Source organism: Stappia albiluteola, from assembly GCF_014050225.1.
Lineage (GTDB): Bacteria > Pseudomonadota > Alphaproteobacteria > Rhizobiales > Stappiaceae > Hongsoonwoonella > Hongsoonwoonella albiluteola.
This window is the reverse complement of sequence record NZ_JACFXV010000064.1, coordinates 15,365-40,845: the sequence shown is the minus strand read 5'-3', so window position 1 is coordinate 40,845 and position 25,481 is coordinate 15,365. Positions and strand designations below refer to the sequence as shown.

Below are 25,481 nucleotides of genomic sequence, written 5' to 3'. Positions count from 1 at the left end.
TTGCCTTCAAGCCCTTTCCGCCTCGGAGGCTTTCTTCGCCGCCAGCGCCTTTTTCAGGAAGACGGTGATCCAGTGCGCGACCTTGCCTGAGTCCTCGCGGTCGTGCACATGGGCCAGCGCCTTGTCGGCGAAATCCTCCGGAAGCACCGTGCCGCGGCGCATCCGGATCAGGTCTTCGCTGAAACCGGCGGAAAATTCCGGGTGGCCCTGAAACGAGACGGCCCAGTCGTCATAGGCGAGCAGCGCGTTCGGGCAGAAATCGGAACTGGCCAGCACTTTGGCGCCTTCCGGCAGCTTGACCACCTGGTCCTGATGGGAAACCTGCAGGGCGAAATCCTCGCCGGCGCCTTCCATCCAGTCGGCCTTTCCCGTCAAGTGCCAGCTGTGCAACCCGACGCCCCAGCCCTTGTCCGACTTCTCCACCTTGCCACCGAGAGCTTCGGCGATGAGCTGGTGGCCGAAGCAGATGCCGACGATCGGGCGGCGCGCCTCATGCGCCTTGCGCACGAATTCCTTCAGTTTCTCGATCCAATCGAAGCCGTCATAGACGCCGAATTTCGAGCCGGTGATCAACCAGGCGTCGCATTCGGAGGGATCGGAAGGGATATCTCCGTCGAGGATCGCATAGGTGCGGAACGTCGCGCCAGTCTCCGCCAGCAGTTCCCGGAACATCGCCGGATAGGGTTCGTATTTGCCGGAAAGCGGGTCGGGCACCCGGCCGGTCTCGAGGATGCCGAGAGTGAAGGAAGCGGTCGACGATGCCGTCATGAAAATCCGTCCGGGTGGCTGTTCCGTGTTGAAATGGTTTTGGCGTTCGCCCGGCCTTCCGTCAAGCGCGGCGATGCCGGTTCGACGGAAGGTGAGAGGGGAAAGGGGCGCCTTTCGTCAATAGAGCAGGCGGATGAGGAACAGGCTGATCGACGGGAAGATCACCAGGATCGTGACGCGCACGAGGTCGCTGGCGATGAAGGGCATGACGCCCTTGAAAGTGTGGCCGAGCGGCACGTTGGTCGCCATGGAATTGATGACGAAGAGGTTCATGCCGACGGGCGGCGTGATCAGCCCGACCTCGACGACGATCAGCACGATGATGCCGAACCAGATCGCGAATTCCTCGAAGGGCAGGCCAAAATCGAGCGCGGAAACAATCGGAAAGAAGATCGGGATGGTCAGCAGGATCATGGAAAGGGAGTCCATTATGCAGCCGAAGACGAGGTAGCACACCAGGATCAGCACCAGCACCAGCCAGGGGCTGAGGCCCAGGCCCGCTACATAGGCGGCCGATTGCTGCGGCAGCTGCGAGAAGGCGAGGAAGGAGTTGAAGACGCTGGCGCCGAGCACGATGAAGAAGATCATGCCGGTGGAGGAGGCCGTCGACAGGATGGAGTCCTTCAGCGCCTTCGCGTCGAGACCGCCATTGAGGAAGGCGACGATGCCGGTGCCCGCCGCCCCCACCGCAGCACCCTCCGTCGGCGTGAAGATGCCGGCATAGATGCCGCCGATCACGACCATGAAGATCACCAGCACCGGCCAGACGGCGACGAGCGCGGTTCGCCGCTCCGCCCAGCTCGCCTTTTCCTGCGAGCCGGCCGAGGCCGGGTTGAAGCGCACATAGAGCGAGACCGTGATCATGTAGCCGAGCGCCGCCAAAATGCCCGGTACGAAGGCGGCCAGGAACAGCTTGGCGATATTCTGCTCCGTCAGGATGGCATAGATGACCAGCACCACCGATGGCGGAATGAGGATGCCGAGGGTGCCGCCGGCGGCCAGGCATGCGGTGGCGAGCGAGCTCGAATAACCGCAGCGTTTCAGTTCCGGCAGGGCCACCTGTCCCATGGTGGCGGCGGTTGCCAGCGACGAGCCGCAGATGGCGCCGAAGCCGCCGCAGGCGGCCACCGCCGCCATGGCGACGCCGCCGCGCCGGTGGCCGACCATGGTTTCGGCGGCGCGAAAGAGCGCGCGCGACATGCCGCCGCGCGTGGCGAACTGGCCCATCAGCAGGAACAGCGGCACGATCGACAGGGAGTAGCTGGAGAAAGTGTCGTAGATGACGGATTTCAGCTGGGCCATGATCGGCACCCAGCTTCCCGTCACCAGCCAAGTGCCGACGATACCCGGCAGGAACATGGCAAGGCCGATCGGAATGCGGATGAAGATCAGGAGAAGGACGACGGGGATCGACCACAGACCGATTTCAAGCGGGCTCACGCTCTCGCCTCGTTGTTATTGGCGCCATTCGACGCTTGGGCAAATTCGCGAATCGAGCGCCAGACGGTGAAGGCGCAGACGAGCGCGAAGAGGATGGCGCCCGCCATTGCGCCCGCATAGCCCCACCAGGCAGGGAACTGCAGGATGAAGGAGGTTTCGCCATAGGCGTATTTGTCGAGCATGCCGAGCGTCAGCCGCCACAACATGACGGCAGCCGCCACGGTCATCAGCAGGTTGGCGAGGATGTCGACGGCGAAATTCACCCGGGCGCTGAAGCGGGCGAGGAAGAGGTCGACCGTCACGTGGCCGCGCTTCAGCTGGCACCACGGCAGGAAAGCGAAGATCGCGAAGGCGGCGCCCATCTCGATCAGCTCGAAGTCGCCCGGTACAGGACCGAGGCCGAAACGGTTGAGGCTGCGCCCGACGATGCTGGCTACCGTCATCGCCGTCATGGCGATCAGCACCGCTCCGCCGGCGAGCGCCAGAACCTGCGCGCTGCGCTCAGCGATCCGCTCGAATAGACGGTACACGATCAGCCTCGCCCGTTTTCCACCCCGACCCGCACTGCCGCCAGTGCCCCTGCGGGCCCGGGTGACGGCTTGCGGGAATTGCGCATTCCGATGCGCTTCAGTCCAGAATGGTGGAAACGGTTGGTAATGTAAAATGAGATATAGCGGCTTTTATATAACCTGGAAGCGGTCGAGAGGGGCTCAGCCGGAGTCCCGGCCGTGCCGGTTGAGGGCAATAACATTGGCCGGGAGGTCGTCCTCGGCGGCGGCGTCGTCGAATGCTTCGCCCTGCGTCTTCAAGGTGTAGACGGCTGTCTCCTGGGAAAGGCCGCGCATCTGGCCGCGCCACACGGCAGCGAGGCCGGCTTCGTCTCCCATCGCGTCGGCGACCGGCTGGCTCATCGCCAGGTGGATGCCGCGTTCGCTGGCGATTTCCTCGATCCTTGCGGCGATGTTCACCGTTGTGCCCATGACGGTGAAGGAGCGCCTGCTGCGGCCGCCGATATGGCCGACCAGTGCTTCGCCGGAATGCAGCGCCACGCGCAGGTCGAGCGTCGCCACGCCCGTGCGGCGGCGCAGTTCCGGCACCATGGCGATGATCCGCCGCGCCGCCTCGACTGCCCGTCTTTCCGGTTCGGCCACGTCGTTCGGCGCGTTCCACACCGCCATGATGGCGTCGCCGATATATTTGTCGATGAAGCCTTCCGACTCGATGATCGCTTCGCCGATGCCGTCGAAGCAGTCGTTGACGACGGCGACGACCTCGTGGTCCGACAGCCGTTCGGCCAGCTTGGTAAAGCCGATGATGTCGATGAAGGCGACGGTGACGGCGCGCTTCTCGCCGCCCAGTCCGGGCAGGCTCTCCTGATCGGCCATCTTCTTGATGACATGCGGCGAAAGATAGTGGGCAAACAGACGCATGAGCTGGCGCTCGCGCCGGGTCAGCAGCCCGATCTTGGCAAGACCGGCGATGACGAGCGCCACCGAACCGGAAGCGGCTGCGGCGACGGAAGGCAGCGCTATGCCAAAGCCGAGGGCCGCCAGTGGCGGCAGGAAACCGGCGGCGACGATGCCGAGCGCGGCAACCGGCAGCAGTGCGGCCTGGGTGGCAAGCCCCGCCGCCGCGCCAGCCGTCGCGAACAAAGCGATCAGCACAAGGACGGCAAGCGGTCCGGCATCGGTCGCGATATCGCCCGTCAGCGGCGCGCCGACGAGATCCGCCAGAACGAAGACGCCGGAAGTCGACGAACCTCTTGGCGCGGCCTGCCCGGCGCAGGGGGCGCCGGATGGGGGTGGCGCCCGGTCGAGGTAGCGGTCGGTGTAGAGATGGGCGTCCTCGTTTGGCATGGTCGAGCCGAAAAGAATGACGCGGTCTTCCGCAAAGTCGCGCAGCGCCATGCGGCCTTCTTCGGTATCGGCGCACTGGATCAGGTCGACGAGCGAGAGATAGGGGATGTCGCTCTGCACCCTGCGGGTGGGCAGGCTGCGATAGGGCGCAACCGCCTTGCCGCCGCCAAGTGCCAGCAGGGCGTCCTGGAAGGAGGGCGAGGCGGCAAGATCGGCGGCCGGCGCATGACGGCGCACGATGCCGTCGCTGTCGGTCAGCACTTCGGTGCTCTTGACGCCGTCGGCGCCGATGGCGGCGGCGATGCGCCGGTGCGGCTCACTCGAATGGGTGCGGGCGACGAAGGCCCTGCCGCGGTTCTGATAGAGGAATTGCAGGAAGCCGCGGTCATAGCCGCGAAGACGCGCCTCACCGGTCTGAGGATCGATGAAATCGTCTGTCGAGAAGGCAAAGACAAAGTCGAAGCCGATACCCTTCGCGCCCGCATCGAGCAGGATATCGCCGGCTTCCGCAAGGGCGCCGGTCATGAAGACGCGCGGAATATGCTTGAGCCGGTCCGATGTCAGCGCCTTCATGTCGAGGCCGACCACGGCGACCGGCTTGCGCACCTGCGCCCGGTCGTTGACCAACGCGGCACGCGCCTGCAGCAGACGGTCGGTGAAGCCGCCCTCGAAGATCGCGCCGATCGACAGATAGCCGGCAGCAATGCCGGCGGCACAGGCGGTCAGCGCGATCAGCAGCTTGCGCTGAAACTGGGCGGCGGACTGCACCGCTGTCACTTCACGAGGATCACCGAGGTTGCCCTGCCGTCTTCCGGATCGTCGAGCGTGAACTTGCGCGTCTCGGCCGGCGTTTCGGCGGAGCCGTCCGCACCTTCCAGCCGCAGTTCCACCTCGCCCTCGCCGTCCAGCGGCATTTCGGTCAGGATCGGATCGTCGATGGCGAAACGCTGCGGCGCGCCGCCGTCGATGGAAACGAAGACGTTGTCGTAGCGCTCGCGCATCGCGCCGTCGAAGCGCAGCAGCACGGAGGCGGCCTTGGACTGGGGCGACGAAGCGCCCGCATCTGCGGTCTCGACCGGCTGCGGATTGCCGCCGGGAGCGGCCTGCGCCGGCGCTGTCGCCGGTCCCGCCGCATCGTTGATCGCCGCCTGGCCGGGCGAATTGGCGAGGCCCGCTCCTCCGGCCGCGGGCAGGCTGCCGGCGTCCGCCTTCTGGATACACTTGCCGGGCCGCAACTCCGACATCTCGCCTTCCGTCACTTCCAGCCCTTCGGGGGTGGCGCTGACCTTGCCGCCGATGACCGCGATCTCCCGGCACTTGCGATAGTCGAGCAGTTCGACACGGATCTCCGTGCCCAATTCCAGCACTTCGCCGTCGGAAAGTTCGGTGAACGGGGCGATCTCCGAACCTTCGGAAACGTCGAGCACCATCGCCACCGGCTCGGCAAAGGCCGCCGCGGACCCAAGCGCAAGGCCGCCCAGAAGCACGGCGGCGCCGAGGGGAAGTGTGGCAAAACGCTTGATGGAAACCGGCATGGTCTCACTCCTTGCTGACGCCATCGATGAAATGAGGCGGCGTCGAATCTTCGAAAACCCTGCGAATTTTCCACCACAGGGCGGTGACCGAATTGCGGCGGAAGCAAGGGATTTCAAGGGTATGAGAGAGGCAGTTCCGTCGCGCCGAAGGCGACCTTCCGCCTCATTTCCTAGAGCGCTTTCCACGAAAGCGGGATCGCTTGCGTGACAAGAAATCGCTACAGGATCAATGCTTTGAGCATATCCTGATCGCCAAATCCGATTCAGATTTGGCGGGATATGCTCTAACGCAATCTCTTAAGCATCGGGGACATTTCCGGCTGGATCGCAGGCTTTTCCTCCTGCAACAATAGCGAGCAGGTGCGTTCGGGGAGCAGGCCATTGGCGGAACTGATAACGATTTTCTACGAGCTTATCGGCTACTGGACCGCGCGCGCTATATTGCCCGTCATCAGCTTCGGCCGGTGGTCGGTCGAACCGCTCGGCGTCACCATGACGGGCTTCAACCATTTCGGCCTGAAACGGCGGCAGGGCGGTGGCCACATCGTGTCGTCGCGGGCCGCCGGGTGGATCGGCTGCTGCGTCTGGCTGGCCGCTCTTGCCGTTTATCTGTTTGTTTTCAAGGTCTGAATCCCAGCGCGGTGCCGGGTGTCGTCTTGCCGGTTGATTGGCTGCAAATATAAAGTTACAAACGTAACTAATTGGCGTCGGATCGAGGAGGAACGCTCATGACGCTCCGCTACATGCCGGGTTTCGGCAATGATTTCGAGACGGAATCCTTGCCCGGTGCCCTGCCGCAAGGCCAGAATTCGCCGCAGCGCTGCGCCTATGGGCTCTATGCCGAGCAGCTGTCGGGCTCGCCCTTCACTGCGCCGCGCGGCACCAACGAGCGCTCCTGGCTCTATCGCATCCGCCCGTCGGTCCGTCACACCGGCCGCTTCCAGCCGGTCTCCAACGATCACTGGAAGACGGCGCCCAATATCGCAGACCACGAGATGGCGCTGGGCCAGTTGCGCTGGAACCCGCTTCCCCTGCCGAACCGACCAACCGATTTCATCGCCGGCATGCGCACCATGACGACGGCGGGCGATGTCCACACCCAGGTTGGCATGGCCGCCCACGCCTACGTGCTGAACGAGGCGATGGTCGACGACTATTTCTTCAATGCCGATGGCGAACTGCTCGTGGTGCCGCAGCAGGGCGGACTGCGCGTCCATACCGAAATGGGCGTGATGGACGTGACGCCGGCGGAAATCTGCGTGCTGCCGCGTGGAATGATCTTCAAGGTCGAGCCGCTGGAAGAGACCTCGCGCGGCTATGTCTGCGAGAATTACGGCGCCAAATTCACCCTGCCGGATCGCGGTCCGATCGGCGCCAACTGCCTTGCCAATCCGCGCGACTTCAAGACGCCGGTCGCCTGGTACGAGGAGAAGGAAACCCCTTGCCGGCTGACGGTAAAGTGGTGCGGCCGTTTCTATGTGACGGAGATCGGCCATTCGCCGCTCGACGTGGTGGCCTGGCACGGTAATTACGCGCCCTACAAGTACGACCTTCGCACCTATTCGCCGGTCGGCGCGATCCTGTTCGACCACCCGGATCCGTCGATCTTCACCGTGCTGACGGCGCCGTCGGGCGAGGCGGGCACGGCCAATATCGACTTCGTCATTTTCCCCGAGCGCTGGATGGTGGCCGAGCACACCTTCCGTCCGCCCTGGTACCACCGCAACATCATGTCGGAGTTCATGGGCCTGATCTACGGCCAGTACGACGCCAAGGAGGAAGGCTTCGTGCCGGGCGGCATGAGCCTGCACAACATGATGCTGCCGCACGGGCCGGACACCATGGGCTTTGAAAAGGCGTCGGGTGCCGAGCTCCAGCCGATGAAGCTCACCGGCACCATGGCCTTCATGTTCGAGACCCGCTTCCCGCAGCACCTCACCCGTTTCGCCGCCGAGCTTGACACGCTCCAGGACAACTATCTCGATTGCTGGACCGGCCTGAAGAAACGCTTCAACGGCACGCCCGAAGGAAACTGGGATTAGGGACTGAAGATGAAGCTTGCGACCCTCAACAACGGTACCCGAGACGGCCTGCTCGTCGTCGTCTCGCAAGACCTCACCCGCTGTACGGAAGCCGCCCGCATCGCGCCGACCCTGCAGGCGGCGCTCGACGACTGGGCGACCGTTGCGCCAAAACTGGAAGTGCTCTGCGAGAGTCTTGCGCACGATGCGGTGCCTTCCTTGCGCTTCCATGAGCACCTGGCGCTCTCTCCGCTGCCGCGCGCCTATCAATGGGCGGACGGCTCGGCCTATGTGAACCATGTCGAGCTGGTGCGCCGTGCGCGCGGCGCGGAAATGCCGGCGAGCTTCTGGAGCGATCCGCTGATCTACCAGGGCGGCTCGGACAGCTTCCTCGCCCCCCGCGCACCGATCCGCATGGCCGACGAGGCCTGGGGTATCGACATGGAGGGCGAGATCGCCGTCATCGTCGACGACGTGCCGATGGGGGCGAGCGTGGAGGAAGCCGCCGCCGCGATCCGCCTCGTCATGCTGGTCAATGACGTCAGCCTGCGCGGCCTGATCCCGGCGGAACTCGGCAAGGGCTTCGGCTTCTTCCAGTCCAAGCCCTCCTCGGCCTTCTCGCCGGTTGCGGTGACGCCGGACGAACTGGGCGAGGCGTGGGACGGCGGCAAGGTGCATCTGCCCCTTTGCGTCGATCTCAACGGCCAGCCCTTCGGGCGGGCGGAAGCCGGCGTCGACATGACCTTCGACTTCCCGACGCTGATCGCCCATGCCGCCAAGACCCGCCCGCTTTGCGCCGGTTCCGTCATCGGGTCCGGCACCGTCTCCAACAAGCTGGACGGCGGTCCCGGCAAGCCGGTCGACCAGGGCGGCGTCGGCTATTCCTGCATCGCCGAGATCCGCATGATCGAGACCATCGAGACGGGCGGGCCGAAGACGCCCTTCCTGCGCTTCGGCGACACGGTCAGGATCGAGATGCGCGATAAGGCCGGCCATTCCATTTTCGGCGCCATCGAGCAGACGGTCGAGCGCCACGAACACTGAATCTCGCAAGGAGCAGAGCAATGGCGAAAGCCTTCGCGTCCCAGGGCGACATGGCGGAGAAGAAAATCTCCTTCACCGAGATCGGTCGCGATCTGTGGGCCTTCACCGCCGAGGGCGACCCCAATACCGGCGTCATCATCGGCGACGACTGCGTGATGGTCGTCGATGCGCAGGCAACCCCGCGGCTGGCGCACAAGGTGGTGGAGAAGATCCGTAACGTCACCGACAAGCCGATCCGGTATGTCGTCTTGTCGCATTACCACGCCGTGCGCGTGCTGGGCGCTTCCGCCTATGGCGCCGAACAGATCATCGCCTCGGAAAAATGCCGGGCGATGGTGCATGAGCGCGGCCAGGAGGACTGGGATTCGGAATTCGCCCGCTTCCCGCGCCTGTTCCAGGGGCATGAATCGATCCCCGGCCTCACCTGGCCGACGATGACCTTCGCCACGAAGATGACGCTCTACCTCGGCAATCGCCGGGTCGACCTCATGCATCTCGGCCGGGCGCATACGGCCGGCGATATTGTCGCCTGGGTGCCGGACGAGGGTGTCATGTTCACCGGCGACATCGTCGAATACCACTCGGCCTGCTATTGCGGCGACGGCCATTTCGCCGACTGGGGCAGGACGCTCGACGCCATCAAGGCCTTCGATCCGCGTGCCATCGCGCCGGGGCGGGGCGATGCGCTGGTCGGTCGCGAGATGGTTTCCGCGGCCATCGAAAGCACACGCGACTTCGTCGCCTCCACCTATCGCCCGGCGGCGGCCGTCGCCGCCCGCGGCGGTTCGCTGAAGGAAGCCTTCGCGGCCGTGCGGGCCGATTGCGACCCGAAATTCGGTTCCTTCGCCATTTACGAGCACTGCCTGCCCTTCAATGTCGCGCGCGCTTATGACGAGGCACTCGGCATGGATACGCCGCGCATCTGGACCGCCGAGCGCGACAAGGAGATGTGGGAAGCGCTGCAGGGTTAGGCCCCGGTGAAAGGCAAGTGATTAGCCGTCGAAGAAACGGTGCCGGGAGGAACGATGACACGGATATTCGAGACGCCGCTCTATCCCTATCGGCGGTCGGCGGATCAGGACAGTTCGGAGCCGGCGCATCATGGCGTGGTGGTGATCGGCGCCGGTCCCATCGGGCTTGCGGCGGCGATCGATCTGGCGCTGCAGGACGTGCCCGTGGTCGTGCTGGACGAAAACGACAAGGTGAGCTGGGGTTCGCGCGCCATCTGCTTTGCGAAGCGGCCGCTCGAGATCCTCGACCGGCTTGGCTGCGGCGACGAGATGGTGGAGAAGGGCGTCGTCTGGAACCTCGGCAAGGTCTACTTCGGCGACCGCAAGGTCTATGAATTCAACCTGTTGCCGGAGGAGGACCACAAGCGGCCGGCCTTCATCAATCTCCAGCAGTATTATTTCGAGAAATTTCTCGTCGACCGGGTGCTGGACCTCCAGGCGGCCGGCAAGCCGATCGAATTGCGTGGGCGGAACACCGTCACCGCGCTCGATGCCGGCGAAAACGGCGTGCGCCTTACCGTCGACACGCCGGACGGGCCCTATTCCATCGATGCCGGCTGGGTGATTGCCTGCGACGGCGCGGGTTCCCCGGTGCGCTCGATGATGGGCCTCGATTTCGTCGGCCGGGTGTTCGAGGACAATTTCCTGATCGCCGATGTCCGGATGGAAGCGCGGTTCCCCACCGAACGCTGGTTCTGGTTCGATCCGCCCTTCAACAAGGGGCAGTCGGCCCTGCTGCACAAGCAGCCCGACAATGTCTGGCGCATCGATCTCCAGCTTGGCTGGGATATCGACAAGGAGAAGGAAAAGCGCCCGGAAAACGTCATTCCCCGCCTCAAGGCGATGCTGGGCGACGATGCGAATTTCGAGCTGGAATGGGTGTCGATCTACACCTTCCAGTGCCGGCGCATGGAGAAGTTCCGCCATGGCCGGGTGATCTTTGCCGGCGACAGCGCGCATCAGGTGTCGCCATTCGGCGCGCGCGGCGCCAATTCCGGCCTGCAGGACACCGACAATCTGGTCTGGAAGCTGAAACTCGTGATCGACGACAAGGCGCCGGAGAGCCTGCTCGACAGCTATGACGACGAGCGCATCCTCGCCGCCGACGAGAATATCCTGAATTCCACCCGTTCCACCGACTTCATCACGCCGAAATCCGAGCAAAGCCGCGTCTTCCGCGATGCGGTGCTCGATCTTGCAGGGCATTTCGAATTCGCCCGGCCGATCGTCAATTCCGGGCGCCTGTCGGTGCCGGCGATCTATGACGGCTCGCCGCTGAACGGGCCGGACGTGGCAGTGATGCCGGCTCGCTCGCGCCCCGGGGCGCCCTGTGCGGATGCGCCGATTGCCGATGGCTGGCTGCTGTCACATCTCGGAAACGGTTTCCGCCTGCTGACGATCGACGCGGATGCGCCCGACCATATCGAGATCGACGGCATCGGGATCGACCGCCTCGCGCTGTCGGCGCGGGACGGGCGGGCGCCCGCCCTCTCCGAGCGCTATCTCGGCGAGGCCCGCAGCGCCGTCTATCTCATCCGGCCGGACCAGCATGTGGCGGCCCGCTGGACCGCCTATCACGAGGAAAACCTGCGCCTTGCCCTGAGGAAGGCGACGGGTCGGGCCAGACAAGAGCCAGATCAAGAGGATGACGAGCGATGAGCGAGTTGCAGCTCAAGGCCAATCTTTCCCGGCCGGACGATTTCTACGCAGCCCTGCTTGCCGCCCATGAGGGGCTTTCCAAGGCGGAGAGCGATGCGCTGAACGCCCGGTTGATCCTGATCCTCGCCAATCACATCGGCGATCAGTCCGTGCTGAAACAGGCGCTTTCGGCCGCGCTCGCAGCCAGGCACCCGGCTGGCGGAAACACCTGAGCCGGCTTCATATCGTTCAGGAAAGGACGAGCCCCATGAAGATCGAGAAGATCCATCACGTCGCCTATCGCTGCAAGGACGCGAAGGAAACGGTCGACTGGTACACGAAGAACCTCAACATGGATTTCATCCTGGCGATTGCCGAGGATCGCGTGCCGTCGACCCATGAGCCCGACCCCTACATGCACATCTTCCTCGATGCGGGCGACGGCAACGTACTTGCCTTCTTCGAACTGCCGACCAAGCCGGCAATGGGCCGCGATCCCAATACGCCGGTCTGGGTCCAGCACATCGCCTTCAAGGTGAAGGACCGCGAGACGCTGCTGGCCTTCAAGGAAAGGCTGGAGGCCAACGGCATCGAGGTGCTCGGCGTCACCGACCATTCGATCTTCCATTCCATCTACTTCTTCGATCCCAACGGCCATCGCATCGAACTGGCCTGCCCGGACCCGAAGGAGGAGGCGATGCTGGCAAAGCTCGACGCAGTGAAGTGGGACATGCTGGAGGAATGGTCGCGGACCAAGCGCGCGCCGAAACACGCCGCATGGATGCACGAGAAGGAACTATCCGGCCTTTGACCGGCATGCGGACGCGCGGGACCTCAGGGGAGATGCGGCGTGGCGGAAGCGGTTCTTTATGACTACTGGCGTTCCTCGGCCGCGTACCGGGTGCGGATCGCGCTCAACCTGCTCGGCATCGCCTACGACGCGGCGCCGGTCAACCTGTTGAAGGGCGAGCACAAGGCGCCGCCCAATCTTGGGCGCAACCCGCAAGGTCTTGTGCCGACGCTTGAAATAGACGGGTTGACGCTTACCCAGTCGCTTGCCGTCATCGAATACCTGAACGAGACCCGCGCCGGCTCCGGTCTGCTGCCGGACGACGCGGCGGGCCGCCATCGCGTGCGCGCTCTGTCCTATGCGATTGCCATGGAGATCCATCCCGTCTGCAACATGTCGGTGGCCGGCCATGTCATGAAACTTGCCGGCGGCGACGAGAGCGTGCGCGTGGAGTGGATGCGGAAATTCATCGGCGAGGGGCTGCGGGCCTTCGAGGCGATGCTGGACGCGCCGCAGACCGGCACCTTCTGCCATGGCGATACGCCCACCATGGCCGATCTCTGCCTCGTGCCGCAGCTCTACAATGCCGAGCGATGGGGCGCCGACATTTCCGCCTGCTCGCGGCTAAGGAGCATTGGCGACCGCTGCGCCGCGATCGACGCCTTCGCCGCCGCCCATCCGGATCGGGTCGGTCCGCCGCCGGATTGAGCGAAAGGCCTATCCTGCCTCGAGACGAGTTAGAAACCAGCGGATCAATCGGTCCCAGACCATGTCCTTTTCAGCCGAATCCTCCACCCCATGGTCGAGGTTCGGGTTGTCGTTGACCTCGATGACGACGACATTGTCGCCGATCTGCTTCAGGTCGACGCCATAGAGCCCGTTGCCGATCAAACGCGCGGCCCTCACGGCCGTCTCCACGACGGACGGCGGCGCTTCCAGCAGCGAACAGGACCTGAAGTGGCCTTCCTCGGCCGCCTTGCCCTTCTCGTGCCGGACGATCTGCCAGTGCTTCTTCGCCATGAGGTACTGGCAGGCAAAGAGCGGCTTGCCGTCGAGCACGCCGATCCGCCAGTCGAAGCTGGTGGGGCAGAATTCCTGCGCCAGCAGCACGTCGGACTCCTCGAAAAGCTCCTTCATCTTGGCCGCAAGCATCTCCGGGCCATCGACCTTGAAGACGCCGCGCGAGAAGGAGCCGTCCGGGATTTTCAGCACGATCGGCCAGCCGAGCTTCTCGCCAAGCCCATCGGCGTCCTTCATGGTGGAAAGGATCGCGGTTTTCGGCGTCGGCACGCCATGGCTCTCCAGCAGCTCGGCGAGATAGACCTTGTTGGTGCAGCGGATCATCGACACCGGATCGTCAATGACCGGCATGCCCTCGAAGACGGCGCGCCGCGCGAAGCGGTAGGTGTGATTGTCGATCGAGGTTGTCTCGCGGATGAACAGCGCGTCGAACTGGGCGAGCTTCTCCAGATCCCCCTTGCCGATCGGCACCACTTCCACGCCGTGGCGCAGCGCCACCTTGGCGAGGTATTTCAGCGAGGCCTGCGAGGAAGGCGGCAGCGGATCCTTCGGGTCGTTGAGGACGGCGAGCGCGTATTTCAGCGGCACGCGCTGCTTGGGCGCCCGCCACGAGCGTCGCGTGTAGGTCTCCAGCGCCCTGGCCAGCAGCGCCCGGCCGTCCCCGTCGAGATCGGTGACGGGAAGCGGCCGGATCCTGTCGATATTACGCCAGTCGCCGGCCTTGACCGTGACTTCCAGGATCGGCACGCGGAACCAGTCGAACAGCAGCCTTGCAAATGGTTCATAGGCCGCATCGGCCGCCTGGCCGAGGCAGACGATCAGCTTGAAACCCGTTGCCGGCGCATGGGCCATCCGGGCAAGCGTCTTGTTGAGGCGGTCTTCCAGCTCCGGCAGGGCCGGCTGATAGAGCGCCTTCCTGGAGAGCTCCGTCATCGTCTCCACGCCCGGGACCACCCGGTGGCCGCGCGCCTCCGCCAAGAGCGAGGCGTAGTAGCCGCCGCCCTGATAGGCATAGGAGCGGGAGAGATTGAGGATCGTCGGATGGGCGCCGGCAAAGAGCTTCGGCCGCGTGATGTATTCACGCACCGTCATCACCTTGTGCGGCGTTTCGGAGTTCGGGAGATCCTTGGGATTGTCGACGAGAATGACCCAGGTCGCCATCAATCGGGGTCCTTGCTGATCAGGATTTGCGCCTTGACGCCCTGCGTTCCCCAGCGCGCCATGCGCTCGAAGGCGTCGAAAGGAATGGGAAGATGCGCGGCATCCGTCGCGCTTTCGGAAATGGCGTCCGGCTTCACCGGCTTGGTTCCCGTGGCGACCTCCGGTTCCAGCCACGGATCGTGGACGATCACGTGGCGGTCGTCCGCGCCATGCACCAGGATCCAGTGCGGCTCCTTCTTGCGATACATGCCGTAGCCGGAAATCAGCACGATCGACAAGGTGCCGGCTCTGGCCCGCTGGCCAAGCTCCCGGCCCGAAAGCGGCTCACCGGCGACCGGGATGCCCATCGCGGCGGCCTCCTTGCGGAAATCCTCCTGCACCAGCCGCATGACGCGGCGCTTTTCCTCGTCGCGCACGGAAGCGAGAAAGAAGAAATCGTCATGGCTGACCCGGATTTCGACATGGAGCCCGCGCCTGCGCGCGGCAACCGCCAGGCCGAAAGGCTCGCAGCCGCCGAGGCCGGAGGCGAGATAGATCGTCGTCGCCTCGCGCCACAACCTCAGTTCCGACAATTCGTCGCGGGCTTCTTCCTTCCCGAAAGCGCCAAGCGCCATGCGCAGGCAGGCGGGACCGCAGGTGAAGTCGGTCGTCTGGGGAAAGAAGGGAACGGCATTCGTCACCGGATGGCCGCCATGCAGGCGCTTTTCCATCCTTAGCGCAGCCTCGCCGTCCTCATAATAGTGCTCGATACGGCCGATCCGCTTGTAGCCCGCCCGGTCGTAGATGTGGCGTGCGGCCTCGTTGTCCTCCCGCACTTCCAGGCGCAGGAACAGCCGGTCGTGATCGTAGGCCGCCTGCTCGGCCGCCCTGAGCAGGGAGAGGCCAAGGCCCCTGCCCTGGAATTCGGGCGCGACGGCGATGGAATAGAGGCGCGCAAGCGCGGTCTTGGCGCGAAAGAGCACCAGGGCGTATCCGGCCAGGCCGCCTCCCATGTCGGCGACGATCACGACCGCCGTCGGGCTCTTCAAAAACTGGCGGAAGTTGCGCCTGGAGATCCGGTCCGAGGAAAAGAGCCGGTTCTCAAGTGCGACAAGGGCTTCGAGATCGCCGGCACCGGCGGGGCGCAATACGGGTGCGGTATCGGATGCGGGCGTGCCGGCCGCAATTTCCGGCATGCCCTTGCGGGACGGATTGTCCACCTTGGCCTTCGTCCATGAAGGGGCTGCACCTCACCCGGACCTTCCGGAAGCGCGCCCTTATCGCGCGAGATATAGGACTTTGCCGGCTGCGCCGCAAAGGAATTCGCGAAGGCGGATTTCCCTGCGGCAGTTTTCGATGCCGGCTGTTTCCGGCCGGCCGGCTTCCGGGCTACCGTCAGTCGGCAAAGCATGCTAGGTCGTTTCGGCTTTGTGCCGGCCACTCGGGCTGGCGATTGTCCCCGCGAACCCGCCCAAGGTCGGGAGGCCTATCCTTGAACGTCAACAGCCCGGACATCCAGATGACCGAAAAACCCTCGAAATTCACGATGCTGCGCAGCCTTCTGACCGGCCCCGGCACGAATTTCATCATGGAGGCCCATAACGGCCTTTCGGCGAAGATCGTCGAGGAAGCCGGTTTCGACGGCATCTGGGCCTCGGGCCTGTCGATTTCGGCCGCGCTCGGGGTGCGCGACAACAACGAGCTTTCCTGGACGCAGGTGCTGGACGTGCTTGAATTCATGTCCGACGCGACCTCGATTCCCATTCTGGTCGACGGCGACACCGGCTACGGCAATTTCAACAATTTCCGGCGGCTGGTGAAGAAGCTCTGCCAGCGCCAGATTGCCGGCGTTTGCATCGAGGACAAGGTCTTCCCGAAGACGAATTCGTTCCTCGGCGACGGCCAGCAGCTTACCGAGATCGAGGAGTTCTGCGGCAAGATCAAGGCCGGCAAGGACAACCAGGAACACGACGACTTCTCCATCGTCGCCCGTATCGAGGCGCTGATCGCCGGGCGCGGCATGGACGAGGCGTTGCGTCGCGCCGAGGCCTATGCGGATGCCGGCGCCGATGCGATCGTGATCCATTCCAAGAAGGCCGATCCGGACGAGATCCTGACCTTCTGCCGGTTGTGGGATCATCGCGTTCCGGTCGTGCTGATTCCGACCAAGTATTATCGCACCCCGACGGACACGCTGCGGGAAGCGGGTGCCTCGCTGATCATCTGGGCGAACCACAACCTGCGCTCCTCCATCCAGGCGATGCGAGCGACGTCGGCGCGCCTGAAGCAGCACGAGACATTGATCGATGTCGAAAGCGAAGTGGCGCCGCTCAACGACGTCTTCTCCCTGGCCGATGCCGGCGAGCTGGAGGAGGCGGAAACCCGCTATCTTTCCGGTCAGGCGCGCCCGAATGCCGTGGTGCTTGCAGCGACCCGGGGCGACGATCTGGGCGACCTGACCGCCGACCAGCCGAAATGCATGCTGAACGTGCGCGGCGAGGCGATCCTCGGCCGCCAGCTGCGCGCCCTGTCGCGGATCGGCGCCTCGGAACCCTTCGTGGTCGCCGGCTACCGGGCCGAGGCAATCGACCTGCCCGGCATCAACAAGGTCGTCAACGCCGACTACGAACGCACGGGCGAGGCGGCCTCCCTCTATGCCGCCCGCCAGGCGCTGAACGGCGACTGCATCATCTCCTATGGCGACGTGGTCTACCGCCCGTTCTTCCTCAACCTGCTGATGGAGCGCCAGGAGGATTTCGTTATCCTCGTCGATCCGAACTGGATGGAAAAGCGCGAGACGCGCAATGCCGAAAGCCGTGACCTGGTGAAGCTCAGCGCCGGCGACGCAGGCGAACTGCATGCCGACGCGGAGCCCCTGCTGGTCGATATCGGTCCAGGTGTCGCGGATGCCGACGGCGAGTGGGTCGGCCTGCTGCGCACCTCGGCCAACGGCGCGCGTCGCCTGAAGGCGGAACTCGAGCGCATGCGCGAGGACGGTTCCCTCGACAGGGCGGAACTCGGCACCGTGCTGAAGCGGCTGATGGCGCGCGGCGAGGAAATCGTCGCCCTGACCGTCTCCGGCAACTGGATGAACATCAACGACCTGCTCGATCTCGCGCAGGCCAGAAACGCCATGTGATCCTCCAATGATCGAGGCCGAAGACTTCATCGACGAGGCGGCGCGGAGCGGTCTCGACTTCTTCTGCGGCGTGCCCTGCAGTTTCCTGACACCGCTGATGAATGCGGTGATCACCTCGCCGGCGACCCGCTATGTGGGCGCGACCAGCGAGGGCGAGGCGGTGGCGATCGCCGCCGGCGCCTGGCTCGCCGGCCGCAAGACGGCGGTGATGTTCCAGAATTCGGGCCTCGGCAATGCGGTCAACCCGCTGACTTCGCTGAATTTTCCCTTCCGAATCCCGACGCTGGTGATCACCACCTGGCGCGGCGAGCCCGGTCTTGCCGACGAGCCGCAGCACGAACTCATGGGCCAGATCACGGCCGAGCTTCTCGCCACCATGCGTATCCCGCATGACGCCTTCCCGGCGGAAAAGGCGGAAATCGGGTCAAAGCTCGAAGCCGCCGGCCGCCACATGGGCGAGGCGGAGGCGCCTTACGCTTTCATTCTCGCCAAGGGGTCGGTCGCGTCCTCGAAACTCGACCAGCCGCCCTTGCCGGTACGGCCCAGGGCTGTGGCGAAGGGTACGTTCACGGGTGGCGAAGCACCGCGCCGCATCGAGGTGATCGAGCGTATCACCGCCCGCCTGCCGCAAGGCGCCGGCGTTATCGCGACGACCGGCTTTTGCGGGCGCGAACTCTATACGGCCGGCGATCATGAGAGGAACCTCTATGTCGTGGGCTCGATGGGCGGAGCGAGCGCCATCGGCCTGGGTGCTGCACTCAACAGCGACCGCGAGATCATCGTACTCGACGGCGACGGCGCGGCGCTGATGAAGCTGGGAAATCTGGCGACAATCGGCGCGGAAGCGCCCGCCAACCTGACCCACATCATCCTCGATAACGGCATGCATGAATCGACCGGCGGCCAGATGACGGTCTCCGCCGGGGTCGATTTCGCGGCAATCGCCAGCGCCACCGGCTATGCCCATGCCGCACGCCTCGACCGCCTCGAGGATCTCGATGCCGCTCTTGACGAGGCTTTTACGGTGAAGGGACCGCGCCTCCTGCATGTGCGGGTATCGCCGAGCAAGGTCGAGAAGCTCGGCCGTCCGAAGGTCTCGCCTGCCGACGTCGCCCGCCGTTTCCGCACCTATCTGACAGGACCGAAATGAGCGCCGAAGAGCCCATCCTCCTGACGCCCGGACCTCTGACGACCTCGATGCGGGTGAAGCAGGCGATGCTGCGCGACTGGGGCTCGCGCGACGAGGCCTTCGTTGCGCTGAACAGGCACGTGATTGGCCAGATCGCAAGGATTGCCGGCTGCGACGAGAGCTATGCCGTCGTGCCGCTCCAGGGCAGCGGCACCTATGCGGTGGAGGCGATGATTGCCACGCTCGCGCCGACCGACGGCCGCACGCTGGTGCTCGCCAACGGCTCCTACGGACGCCGCATCGTGGAAATCTGCCGCCGGCTCGGCCGCAATCACGACGTCTACGAAGTCCCCGAGGACGAGACGCACGACATGGCCGAGCTTGGCCGCCGTCTCGCGGAAGATCCGGGGATCAGGGCGGTTGCCGCCGTCCATTGCGAGACGACGTCCGGCCTGCTCAACCCGCTTCAGGCCATCTCCGACGTCGTGGTGAAGGCCGGGCGGGCGCTCCTCGTCGATTCCATGAGCGGCTTCGGCGCGCTGCCGGTCGATGCCGGGCAATTGAGGTTCGCCGCGCTGGCGGCTTCGGCCAACAAGTGCCTGCAGGGCGCGCCGGGCGTGGCTTTCGTGATCTGCCGGAAGGCCGATCTTGCGACGTCGAAGGGACGCTCGCCGTCGCTCGTCCTCGATCTTGAGGATCAGCACCGGCAGATGACGACGGACGGTCAGTGGCGCTACACGCCGCCCACCCATGTCATCGCAGCCCTTGGCGCCGCCATCGACGAGCTTGTCGAGGAAGGCGGATCTGAGGCGAGGCTTCGCCGCTACACGGCCAATTGCGACACGCTGATTACAGGCATGCAGGAACTGGGTTTCAGGCCGGTTCTGCCGCGCGAGCGCCAGGCGCCGGTGATCGTGTCCTTCTTCGAGCCGCAGGATGCGTGGTTCGACTTCACGACCTTCTACGACCTGCTGCGGCAACGGGGCTTTGCGATCTATGCCGGCAAGATGAAGCAGGGCGGGACGTTCCGGATCGGCACCATTGGCGCCATCGATCCGCAGACGATTGCCGCCTTCCTGGTGGCGGCGGGCGACGTCGTGTCGGAGATGCGCAGGGGACATTAGGGCTCAAGCCCAACATGTCGTAGCGTAAGCCTCTCAGTGATACGAAATGTGTACGCAAAAGCCCGTCCGCACGGCTGCTTTCGCTCGACATTGCGCGGCGGGTCGTTTATCGGGAAAACGAACAGGGGTGCGGTCACGCTGCAGGCGTGAAGCAACTTTCGGGTGTGTCCTGTGCGACAAGCTTCAGGTCCGCGCGGCGAGCGCGCTCCAGCGCGCGCCGGCAGGTGCTTGTTGTCGCTAACGACACACGCAGTCAAATGCGTGATCCAGCCAAACCTTCCGTATCGGCAAGTCAAGCCGCTGAATTCCAAGAAGAACTCTGTACCGGCGCGTTGCTTCAATCGTTTGACACGGACATCGCCGTCCGAAAGATTGGCCGAGCCGCGGGGAGAAATGCATGAAGCCTGATCGGCCAAGTTTTTCGGCTGTGTCCGAGCGTCGATTCCGTCTGGCCGGCAAGGCGATTATCGAGCAGCACAACCCCTATTTTGTGCCGGTCGACGCGCAAAAGGACCTGTGCGAGCGCAATGCCGTTCCCTATGTCAGCTTCGCGCATTACGACTACCTGGGCCTGAGCCGGCACCCGCAGATCATTGCCGGAGCATCCGCGGCGCTGCACATGCTGGGCAGCAGCGTCGGCGCCTCGCGCCTCGTCGGCGGCGAGCGTTCGGCCCATCGCGCTTTCGAGAACGACCTGGCGGATTTCCTGGGCGTCGGCGGCGCGATGACGCTGGTCAGCGGCTATCTCGCCAATGTCACGCTGATCAATCACCTGATGGGGCCGCGCGATCTCGTCCTGATCGACGAACTTGCGCACAACTCGATCTTCGTCGGCGCGAAGAGCGGGCGCTACGACTACGTGACATTCGCGCATAACGATCTCGACGACCTGGAGGCCAAGCTTGGCGAGCTGCGGGCGTCATATCGCCATGTACTCGTGGTCGTCGAAGGGCTCTATTCCATGGACGGCGACATTCCCGACCTGCCGCGCCTGGTGGAGCTCAAGGAAGCGCACGATGCCTGGCTGCTTCTCGACGAAGCCCATTCCTACGGCGTGCTGGGAGCCACGGGGCGGGGTATCTGCGAGCATTTCGACATCGATCCGAAACGGGTCGAACTTACCGTCGGCACGCTGTCGAAATCCTTCGTGTCTTCCGGCGGGTTCATTTGCGCGGAAGGCGGCGTGGTCGACTGGCTGCGCTTCACGCTGCCAGGCTTCGTCTACAGCGTCGGCCTTGCGCCCGCGACCCTGGGCTCCGCGCATGCGGCACTCACCTATCTGCGCAATCACCCCGAACGGGTGCTGGAGCTGCATGAAAAGTCGGCCTATTTCCTCAACCGGTCGCGGGCCGCCGGATTGAATACCGGCGACGCGCTCGGTTACGGCGTCGTGCCGCTTCTTTTCGACACGCCGCAGCAAACCATGCTGGTTTCGCAGGCTCTTATGGAAGCCGGCGTCTACGCGCCGCCGATCGTCCAGATCGGCGTGCCGAAGGATCAGCCGCGCATTCGCTTCTTCATTTCCGCCGAACACAGCTTCGAGGAGATCGACCGGACCATTTCTATCGTTGCGGAAACCGCCGCAGCCGCTGTAGACAGTCATCCGACCGTCGCGGTTGCCGCGGCCGGTCACTGAACGAGGCCAGAGAATCGCGAAGAGGGTGCCGATGCCTTGTGGCAGCACGATCTTCACTTCCTTGATGAACGCGGGCGGGGGAAAATCGTTTCGCCCGCCGACGTTCGCGCCGGGCAGCCTGATTGCCGCAGCACTGCTGGCAATATCGCTTGCGGCAGCCGATCCGGCGGCAGCCGCGGGCGTGCGGGCGCTGCCTTCCACGGTCGAGGTTCATGGCACCCTGCCGACGGTTCGCCCGGAATATCCCGTACCGAACGATCCCGACCAGCTGTTCTTCCTGCAGCGTTCCACCAATTCCAACACCGTCGTCTACAAGGCGCGTTTCCTGCCGGACGGCCGCCTGGATCCGGCCAGGCCGATCGAGGCCTATTGGCGGCGCTTCAATACGAGCGGCGAGAAAAAGGCGCTTGGCTTCCTGGAAAACCGCTTCGCCTTCGGCGTCCGGACCCAGCCTGTCCCGGGACAAGACGCTTACGAGGTCCGGTTCGTCGCCTTCCCGGACCGCAAGGCTCTGCTTGTCCAGCAGGAGCCCGGGAAAGCGACCATCACCTTCAAGGCCGGACAGCGCGAACTCGCTCTTGCCTATGGCTATGTGGATGTCGACCAGAGCGGCGTTATCGACGAGGTCGTGCAGGTTCGCGTTTTCGGCCACGACAAGGCCACCGGCCAGCCGGTGAGCGAGATTGTGCCGGTATCCGGCGGCAAAATCGGTCTTGGCGGCGGATAGACCTTGCGTCGGGCGGCCAAGGCTGTATGCCACCTATGCCGGATCGGAATGTGCGGCCGGTCGGGCTCCTGAACGCCTCAAGGGCGAAGCGATCAAGCGGAAGGTTTCGATAGCGCGATGACATCCCTCAAGAACAAGCCGATCCGTACGGCAATCGTCGGCGTGGGCAACTGCGCAAGCTCCCTCGTCCAGGGTATTGCCTACTGCCGGGCCATGGGCGACGACGCCGTCGGCGTGACCTTTCCCGTCCTTGGCGGCTACAGGCCGCAGGATGTCGAGATCGTCGCCGCCTTCGACGTGGACCAGCGCAAGGTCGGCCGACCGCTTGGCGAGGCGGTCTTCGCCGCTCCGAACTGCACCGAACGGTTCTATACCGAGCTTTCCGCCGAAACCGTGCCAGTGCTGCGCGGCCCCGACCTCGACGGCGTGTCCGCCTTCATGCGCAACCAGGCGCCGGATCGCAGCTTCGTCGTCTCGCAGGCTCCGGCCCTGACCAAGGCGGAGATCGTTGCCGCCCTGAAGGCCGCCGAAGCGGAAGTCGTCATCAACTTCCTGCCCGTCGGCTCCTACGACGCGGTTGCCTTCTACGCCGAATGCGCGCTGGAGGCAGGTTGCGCGCTGGTGAACGGCATCCCGGTCTTCATCGCCTCGGATGCGGCCTGGGGCGAGCGCTTCCGCGCCGCCGGCCTGCCGGTGCTGGGCGACGATTTCAAGGCGCAGTTCGGCGCCACGATCACGCACCGCACCCTTGCCCGCCTCGCCGACATGCGCGGCGTCAAGATCGACCGAACCTACCAGCTCAATGTCGGCGGCAATACCGACTTCCTGAACATGATGGACATGGACAGGCTGGTGATGAAGCGGGAATCGAAGACCGAAGCGGTCCAGACGTCGATGGACACGCGTCTCGACGATAACGAGATCCGCATCGGCCCGTCGGACTACGTGCCCTGGCTGAACGACCGCAAGGTGGCCTATATCCGCCTTGAGGGCCGCCTGCTGGGCGGTGCGCGCACCTCAGTGGAGATGCGGCTGGAGGTGGAGGATTCCCCCAATGCGGCCGCCATGGCGCTCACCGCAATCCGCGCCGCCCGCATCGCGCGCGAGAAGGGCCTTTCCGGCCCGATCGAGGATGCGAGCGCCTTCATCTTCAAGCATCCGCCGGTCCAGTATGACGACGCGGACGGCTACACGCGCCTCCTCGCCTTCGCCGGCATGAGCGAGGACGCTCTCTGAGCATGGCGCGATCCGGCGGCAGGAGCAAAGGCGCTGCTTTCATCACCGGCGGTTCCAGCGGCATCGGCCTTGCCCTTGCCGAAAGGCTCGCCGGCGAGGGCCATGACCTCGCGCTCTTCGCCCGTCGTCTCGAAATGCTGGAAGAGGCGAGAGCCGACCTTCTCGCCCGGTTTCCCGATCGCCGCGTCCTGGTCTTTGCGGTCGATGTCGCAAACGAGGGAAGCTGCGCGGCCGCCGTGCAGGCGGCGAGCGGTGCGCTCGGCGCGCCGGAATGGGCGATCGCCAATGCCGGCATCGCCCGCCCCGGACTGTTTTTGCAGCAGCCGGCCTCCGATCATCTGGACCAGATGGCGACCAACTATTTCGGCGCCCTGCATTTCGCGCGCGCCTGCGCGCCGCTGATGCGGGCTGCCGGAGGCGGCAGGCTCGTCTTCGTCTCATCGGGGGCGGCGTTCTTCGGCATTCACGGCTACTCCGCCTATGCGCCGTCGAAATTCGCCCTGCGCGGACTTGCCGAAGTGCTCAGGGTGGAATTGCAGCCGCATGGCATCTCGGTGACGCTGGCCTATCCGCCCGATACCGACACGCCCCAGCTTGTGGCGGAGGGAAAGACCAAGCCCGCCGCGACCAAGGCGATTACCGCGGGCGGCGGGCTCTGGCAGCCGCGAGCGGTTGCCGATCATATCGTCGGCAAGGCCAAGAAAGGCCGGTTTACCGCGGCGCCGGGCTTCCAGATGGCGCTGCTTGCCTTCGCACACAGCCTGCTCGCGCCAGCGCTGCGGCGCTATCAGGCGGCGATTGTCAGAAAGCATCCCGGCTGATGGCGCTGGATACTTGGCCGATCCTGAACGCGTTGGCCATCGGCCTGGCGGCGGGCATCGCGATCCTGGCCGCGCTGAGCATCATTCCGAGAACGGCCGCCATTGCCCGCTCGCTCTGGGTGACGTTGCTCACCGAGGTGGTGATCCTGGCGGGGGCCGCAGTCCCCTTTCTGGTCGGCGGCCTGTGGCTGAAGGCCTTCCTGGTGCTGCTGTCCGCCCGTGTCGGCTACGAATGCGCGGCCGTGACCGTGAAACGGTTGCCCTCCGTCCCAGTGGGCAGGGCCGGGCATATCCCGCTCGCCGTGGCGGGGATATCCGCCGCGCTGAGCGTTGCGGCAATGGTCGTCCCGGTTGGTTATTCCGTCGCCTTCGCGTCCGCATTCGTCCTGCTGGCCGGAGTGTTGCTTGTCTCGCGGCCGCGATCGCGCCATGCGCCGGTCGTCGAGGCGCTGATCTTTCCGGGCAGCCTGCTGTTCGCCTTCGTCTCCGTGGCGAGCGACGCGGCGCTTGCGCCGGTGCTGCTTCTCGCCTTCCTGCTGGTCGAGACCTATGACAGCTACGCGCTGCTGGGCGGCAAGGTCTGGGGACGCAGCAAGGCCTTCCCGAATCTCAGCCCGAACAAGACGATCGAGGGGCTGGCCTTCGGGGCAGGCGCGCTGGCGCTCACCACCGTCATCGCCGGCTACCTGCTGCTTGGCATGCCGCCGCTGAAGGCGCTGATGGTGGCGGCCGTCGTCGCCGTCTTCTCTGTGGCGGGCGATCTCGCCGCCTCGAGGCTGAAGCGGGCGGCCGGCGTAAAGGACTATCCGGCGGTGCTGCCCCGGCAGGGCGGGCTGTTCGATATCGTCGATGCCTGGCTGATGACCGGGCCGGCGCTCGCTGTCCTGGCCTTGCTCGGCGGGTTCTAAAGCGCTTCCAGCGCGAGCCGGGCAAGCCAGAGCAGCAGGATCGCTTGTGCGGCGGCGCCCGCATCGTCGAGCATGATGCCGAAGCCGCCCTTCACCCTGTCCTGCAGATAGCGGACCGGCCAGGGCTTGACGATGTCGAAGAAACGGAAGGCGAGGAAGCCGGCGAGCCACCACAAGGGGTCGAGCGGCAGGGTGGCGCAGGTCACAGCGGCGCCGAAAGTCTCGTCTATGACGACGATCTGGGGATCTTCCTCACCCGTTTCGCGGGCGACGCCCGCCGACGCCCAGGTGCCGATGACAAAGACACCCGCATAGACGGCTATCTGGACCGCAAGTGGCGCAAAGCCGACCGCATAGGCAAGCGGCAGGCCGACGACGGCGCCCACGGTGCCGGGCCAGACGGGGGAACGGCCGGCGCCGCCGGACAGACCAATGGCGAAGGCAAGCCTTGAGGGAAAGCGGGTCATCTGCGATTTCGCGGGCTTTCAACGGAGGTTGC

Annotated in this window: 24 protein-coding genes; 16 read left to right on the top strand and 8 right to left on the bottom strand. The window is 65.0% G+C overall.

Annotated elements, in window-relative coordinates; genetic code table 11:
* Positions 1–6: 6 nt before the first annotated feature.
* The 5 genes from H2509_RS16705 to H2509_RS16685 form a co-directional block, all read right to left on the bottom strand.
* Entirely contained in the window at positions 7–768 is a 762-nt protein-coding gene (locus H2509_RS16705) for a glutamine amidotransferase-related protein (RefSeq protein WP_182167395.1), read from the bottom strand.
* A 117-nt stretch (positions 769–885) separates the two neighbouring features.
* On the bottom strand, positions 886–2,208 hold the full coding sequence (locus tag H2509_RS16700; protein WP_182167393.1) for a TRAP transporter large permease: 1,323 nt from the start codon (positions 2,206–2,208) through the stop codon (positions 886–888).
* A complete protein-coding gene (locus H2509_RS16695) occupies positions 2,205–2,738 on the bottom strand; it encodes a TRAP transporter small permease (RefSeq protein WP_328805106.1) in 534 nt (177 codons plus the stop codon). Before H2509_RS16695 ends, H2509_RS16700 begins: the two co-directional genes overlap by 4 nt.
* A gap of 180 nt (positions 2,739–2,918) precedes the next feature.
* Positions 2,919–4,841, bottom strand: a complete 1,923-nt coding sequence (locus H2509_RS16690) for an adenylate/guanylate cyclase domain-containing protein (protein WP_182167391.1) — start codon at positions 4,839–4,841, stop codon at positions 2,919–2,921.
* Positions 4,838–5,599 (bottom strand): hypothetical protein, encoded by a 762-nt coding sequence (locus H2509_RS16685; RefSeq protein WP_182167389.1) that lies wholly within the window; start codon positions 5,597–5,599, stop codon positions 4,838–4,840. Before H2509_RS16685 ends, H2509_RS16690 begins: the two co-directional genes overlap by 4 nt.
* Positions 5,600–5,980: 381 nt before the next feature.
* Here H2509_RS16685 and H2509_RS16680 point away from each other — a divergent pair, with 381 nt between their 5' ends.
* From H2509_RS16680 to maiA, 8 genes are all read left to right on the top strand, one after another.
* Positions 5,981–6,229, top strand: coding sequence for a hypothetical protein (locus H2509_RS16680; RefSeq protein WP_182167386.1), 249 nt, complete (start codon positions 5,981–5,983; stop codon positions 6,227–6,229).
* Positions 6,230–6,327: 98 nt separating this feature from the next.
* On the top strand, positions 6,328–7,641 hold the full coding sequence (hmgA, locus tag H2509_RS16675; protein WP_182167384.1) for a homogentisate 1,2-dioxygenase: 1,314 nt from the start codon (positions 6,328–6,330) through the stop codon (positions 7,639–7,641).
* 9 nt (positions 7,642–7,650) lie between these two features.
* Positions 7,651–8,664 carry a fumarylacetoacetate hydrolase family protein gene (locus H2509_RS16670; RefSeq protein ID WP_182167382.1) on the top strand — a complete coding sequence of 338 codons (1,014 nt, stop codon included), beginning with the start codon at positions 7,651–7,653 and terminating at the stop codon, positions 8,662–8,664.
* A 20-nt stretch (positions 8,665–8,684) separates the two neighbouring features.
* On the top strand, positions 8,685–9,635 hold the full coding sequence (locus tag H2509_RS16665) for an MBL fold metallo-hydrolase (protein ID WP_182167380.1): 951 nt from the start codon (positions 8,685–8,687) through the stop codon (positions 9,633–9,635).
* A 54-nt stretch (positions 9,636–9,689) separates the two neighbouring features.
* Positions 9,690–11,333 (top strand): FAD-dependent oxidoreductase, encoded by a 1,644-nt coding sequence (locus H2509_RS16660; protein ID WP_182167378.1) that lies wholly within the window; start codon positions 9,690–9,692, stop codon positions 11,331–11,333.
* Positions 11,330–11,545, top strand: coding sequence for a DUF2783 domain-containing protein (locus H2509_RS16655; RefSeq protein ID WP_182167376.1), 216 nt, complete (start codon positions 11,330–11,332; stop codon positions 11,543–11,545). Before H2509_RS16660 ends, H2509_RS16655 begins: the two co-directional genes overlap by 4 nt.
* Before the next feature lie 35 nt (positions 11,546–11,580).
* Positions 11,581–12,123 (top strand): VOC family protein, encoded by a 543-nt coding sequence (locus H2509_RS16650; protein ID WP_182167374.1) that lies wholly within the window; start codon positions 11,581–11,583, stop codon positions 12,121–12,123.
* Between the two features lie 39 nt (positions 12,124–12,162).
* Positions 12,163–12,810, top strand: coding sequence for a maleylacetoacetate isomerase (maiA, locus tag H2509_RS16645; protein WP_182167372.1), 648 nt, complete (start codon positions 12,163–12,165; stop codon positions 12,808–12,810).
* A 9-nt stretch (positions 12,811–12,819) separates the two neighbouring features.
* Here the strand turns inward: maiA and H2509_RS16640 are convergent, their stop codons facing one another.
* Together H2509_RS16640 and H2509_RS16635 are read right to left on the bottom strand one after the other, a co-directional pair.
* Positions 12,820–14,283 (bottom strand): RimK family protein, encoded by a 1,464-nt coding sequence (locus H2509_RS16640; RefSeq protein WP_182167370.1) that lies wholly within the window; start codon positions 14,281–14,283, stop codon positions 12,820–12,822.
* Positions 14,283–15,482, bottom strand: a complete 1,200-nt coding sequence (locus tag H2509_RS16635) for a peptidase C39 family protein (protein WP_328805105.1) — start codon at positions 15,480–15,482, stop codon at positions 14,283–14,285. The genes H2509_RS16640 and H2509_RS16635 overlap by 1 nt, the downstream gene beginning before the upstream one ends.
* Before the next feature lie 272 nt (positions 15,483–15,754).
* Between H2509_RS16635 and aepX the strand changes: the two genes are divergently transcribed.
* The 8 genes from aepX to H2509_RS16595 all read left to right on the top strand — a co-directional run bounded on the left by aepX (position 15,755) and on the right by H2509_RS16595 (position 24,982).
* Positions 15,755–17,401 (top strand): phosphoenolpyruvate mutase, encoded by a 1,647-nt coding sequence (gene aepX / locus H2509_RS16630; RefSeq protein ID WP_209002021.1) that lies wholly within the window; start codon positions 15,755–15,757, stop codon positions 17,399–17,401.
* Between the two features lie 7 nt (positions 17,402–17,408).
* Entirely contained in the window at positions 17,409–18,551 is a 1,143-nt protein-coding gene (gene aepY, locus H2509_RS16625; protein WP_182167368.1) for a phosphonopyruvate decarboxylase, read from the top strand.
* On the top strand, positions 18,548–19,654 hold the full coding sequence (locus tag H2509_RS16620; RefSeq protein WP_182167360.1) for a 2-aminoethylphosphonate--pyruvate transaminase: 1,107 nt from the start codon (positions 18,548–18,550) through the stop codon (positions 19,652–19,654). The genes aepY and H2509_RS16620 overlap by 4 nt, the downstream gene beginning before the upstream one ends.
* Before the next feature lie 397 nt (positions 19,655–20,051).
* Positions 20,052–21,290 (top strand): aminotransferase class I/II-fold pyridoxal phosphate-dependent enzyme, encoded by a 1,239-nt coding sequence (locus H2509_RS16615; protein ID WP_182167358.1) that lies wholly within the window; start codon positions 20,052–20,054, stop codon positions 21,288–21,290.
* A gap of 31 nt (positions 21,291–21,321) precedes the next feature.
* Positions 21,322–22,017 carry a DUF4833 domain-containing protein gene (locus H2509_RS16610; protein ID WP_182167356.1) on the top strand — a complete coding sequence of 232 codons (696 nt, stop codon included), beginning with the start codon at positions 21,322–21,324 and terminating at the stop codon, positions 22,015–22,017.
* Between the two features lie 117 nt (positions 22,018–22,134).
* Positions 22,135–23,253, top strand: a complete 1,119-nt coding sequence (locus H2509_RS16605; RefSeq protein WP_182167354.1) for an inositol-3-phosphate synthase — start codon at positions 22,135–22,137, stop codon at positions 23,251–23,253.
* 2 nt (positions 23,254–23,255) lie between these two features.
* Positions 23,256–24,074, top strand: coding sequence for an SDR family oxidoreductase (locus H2509_RS16600; RefSeq protein ID WP_182167352.1), 819 nt, complete (start codon positions 23,256–23,258; stop codon positions 24,072–24,074).
* The gene (locus H2509_RS16595; RefSeq protein WP_182167350.1) at positions 24,074–24,982 is read left to right on the top strand and encodes a phosphatidate cytidylyltransferase; all 909 of its coding nucleotides are present in this window, start codon (positions 24,074–24,076) and stop codon (positions 24,980–24,982) included. The genes H2509_RS16600 and H2509_RS16595 overlap by 1 nt, the downstream gene beginning before the upstream one ends.
* On the opposite strand, the gene H2509_RS16590 is transcribed toward H2509_RS16595, so the two are convergent.
* Entirely contained in the window at positions 24,979–25,449 is a 471-nt protein-coding gene (locus H2509_RS16590) for a phosphatidylglycerophosphatase A family protein (protein ID WP_182167348.1), read from the bottom strand. The genes H2509_RS16595 and H2509_RS16590 overlap by 4 nt on opposite strands.
* Between the last annotated feature and the right edge of the window lie 32 nt (positions 25,450–25,481).

Coding starts and splice junctions, on each gene's coding strand:
- H2509_RS16615 (WP_182167358.1), top strand. CDS start 20,052: ATGAAGCCTGATCGGCCAAGTTTTTCGGCTGTGTCCGAGCGTCGATTC.
- aepY (WP_182167368.1), top strand. CDS start 17,409: ATGATCGAGGCCGAAGACTTCATCGACGAGGCGGCGCGGAGCGGTCTC.
- hmgA (WP_182167384.1), top strand. CDS start 6,328: ATGACGCTCCGCTACATGCCGGGTTTCGGCAATGATTTCGAGACGGAA.
- H2509_RS16605 (WP_182167354.1), top strand. CDS start 22,135: ATGACATCCCTCAAGAACAAGCCGATCCGTACGGCAATCGTCGGCGTG.
- H2509_RS16655 (WP_182167376.1), top strand. CDS start 11,330: ATGAGCGAGTTGCAGCTCAAGGCCAATCTTTCCCGGCCGGACGATTTC.
- H2509_RS16650 (WP_182167374.1), top strand. CDS start 11,581: ATGAAGATCGAGAAGATCCATCACGTCGCCTATCGCTGCAAGGACGCG.
- H2509_RS16590 (WP_182167348.1), bottom strand. CDS start 25,449: ATGACCCGCTTTCCCTCAAGGCTTGCCTTCGCCATTGGTCTGTCCGGC.
- H2509_RS16600 (WP_182167352.1), top strand. CDS start 23,256: ATGGCGCGATCCGGCGGCAGGAGCAAAGGCGCTGCTTTCATCACCGGC.
- H2509_RS16665 (WP_182167380.1), top strand. CDS start 8,685: ATGGCGAAAGCCTTCGCGTCCCAGGGCGACATGGCGGAGAAGAAAATC.
- H2509_RS16595 (WP_182167350.1), top strand. CDS start 24,074: ATGGCGCTGGATACTTGGCCGATCCTGAACGCGTTGGCCATCGGCCTG.
- H2509_RS16620 (WP_182167360.1), top strand. CDS start 18,548: ATGAGCGCCGAAGAGCCCATCCTCCTGACGCCCGGACCTCTGACGACC.
- H2509_RS16640 (WP_182167370.1), bottom strand. CDS start 14,283: ATGGCGACCTGGGTCATTCTCGTCGACAATCCCAAGGATCTCCCGAAC.
- H2509_RS16660 (WP_182167378.1), top strand. CDS start 9,690: ATGACACGGATATTCGAGACGCCGCTCTATCCCTATCGGCGGTCGGCG.
- H2509_RS16685 (WP_182167389.1), bottom strand. CDS start 5,599: ATGCCGGTTTCCATCAAGCGTTTTGCCACACTTCCCCTCGGCGCCGCC.
- H2509_RS16670 (WP_182167382.1), top strand. CDS start 7,651: ATGAAGCTTGCGACCCTCAACAACGGTACCCGAGACGGCCTGCTCGTC.
- H2509_RS16705 (WP_182167395.1), bottom strand. CDS start 768: ATGACGGCATCGTCGACCGCTTCCTTCACTCTCGGCATCCTCGAGACC.
- H2509_RS16610 (WP_182167356.1), top strand. CDS start 21,322: ATGCCTTGTGGCAGCACGATCTTCACTTCCTTGATGAACGCGGGCGGG.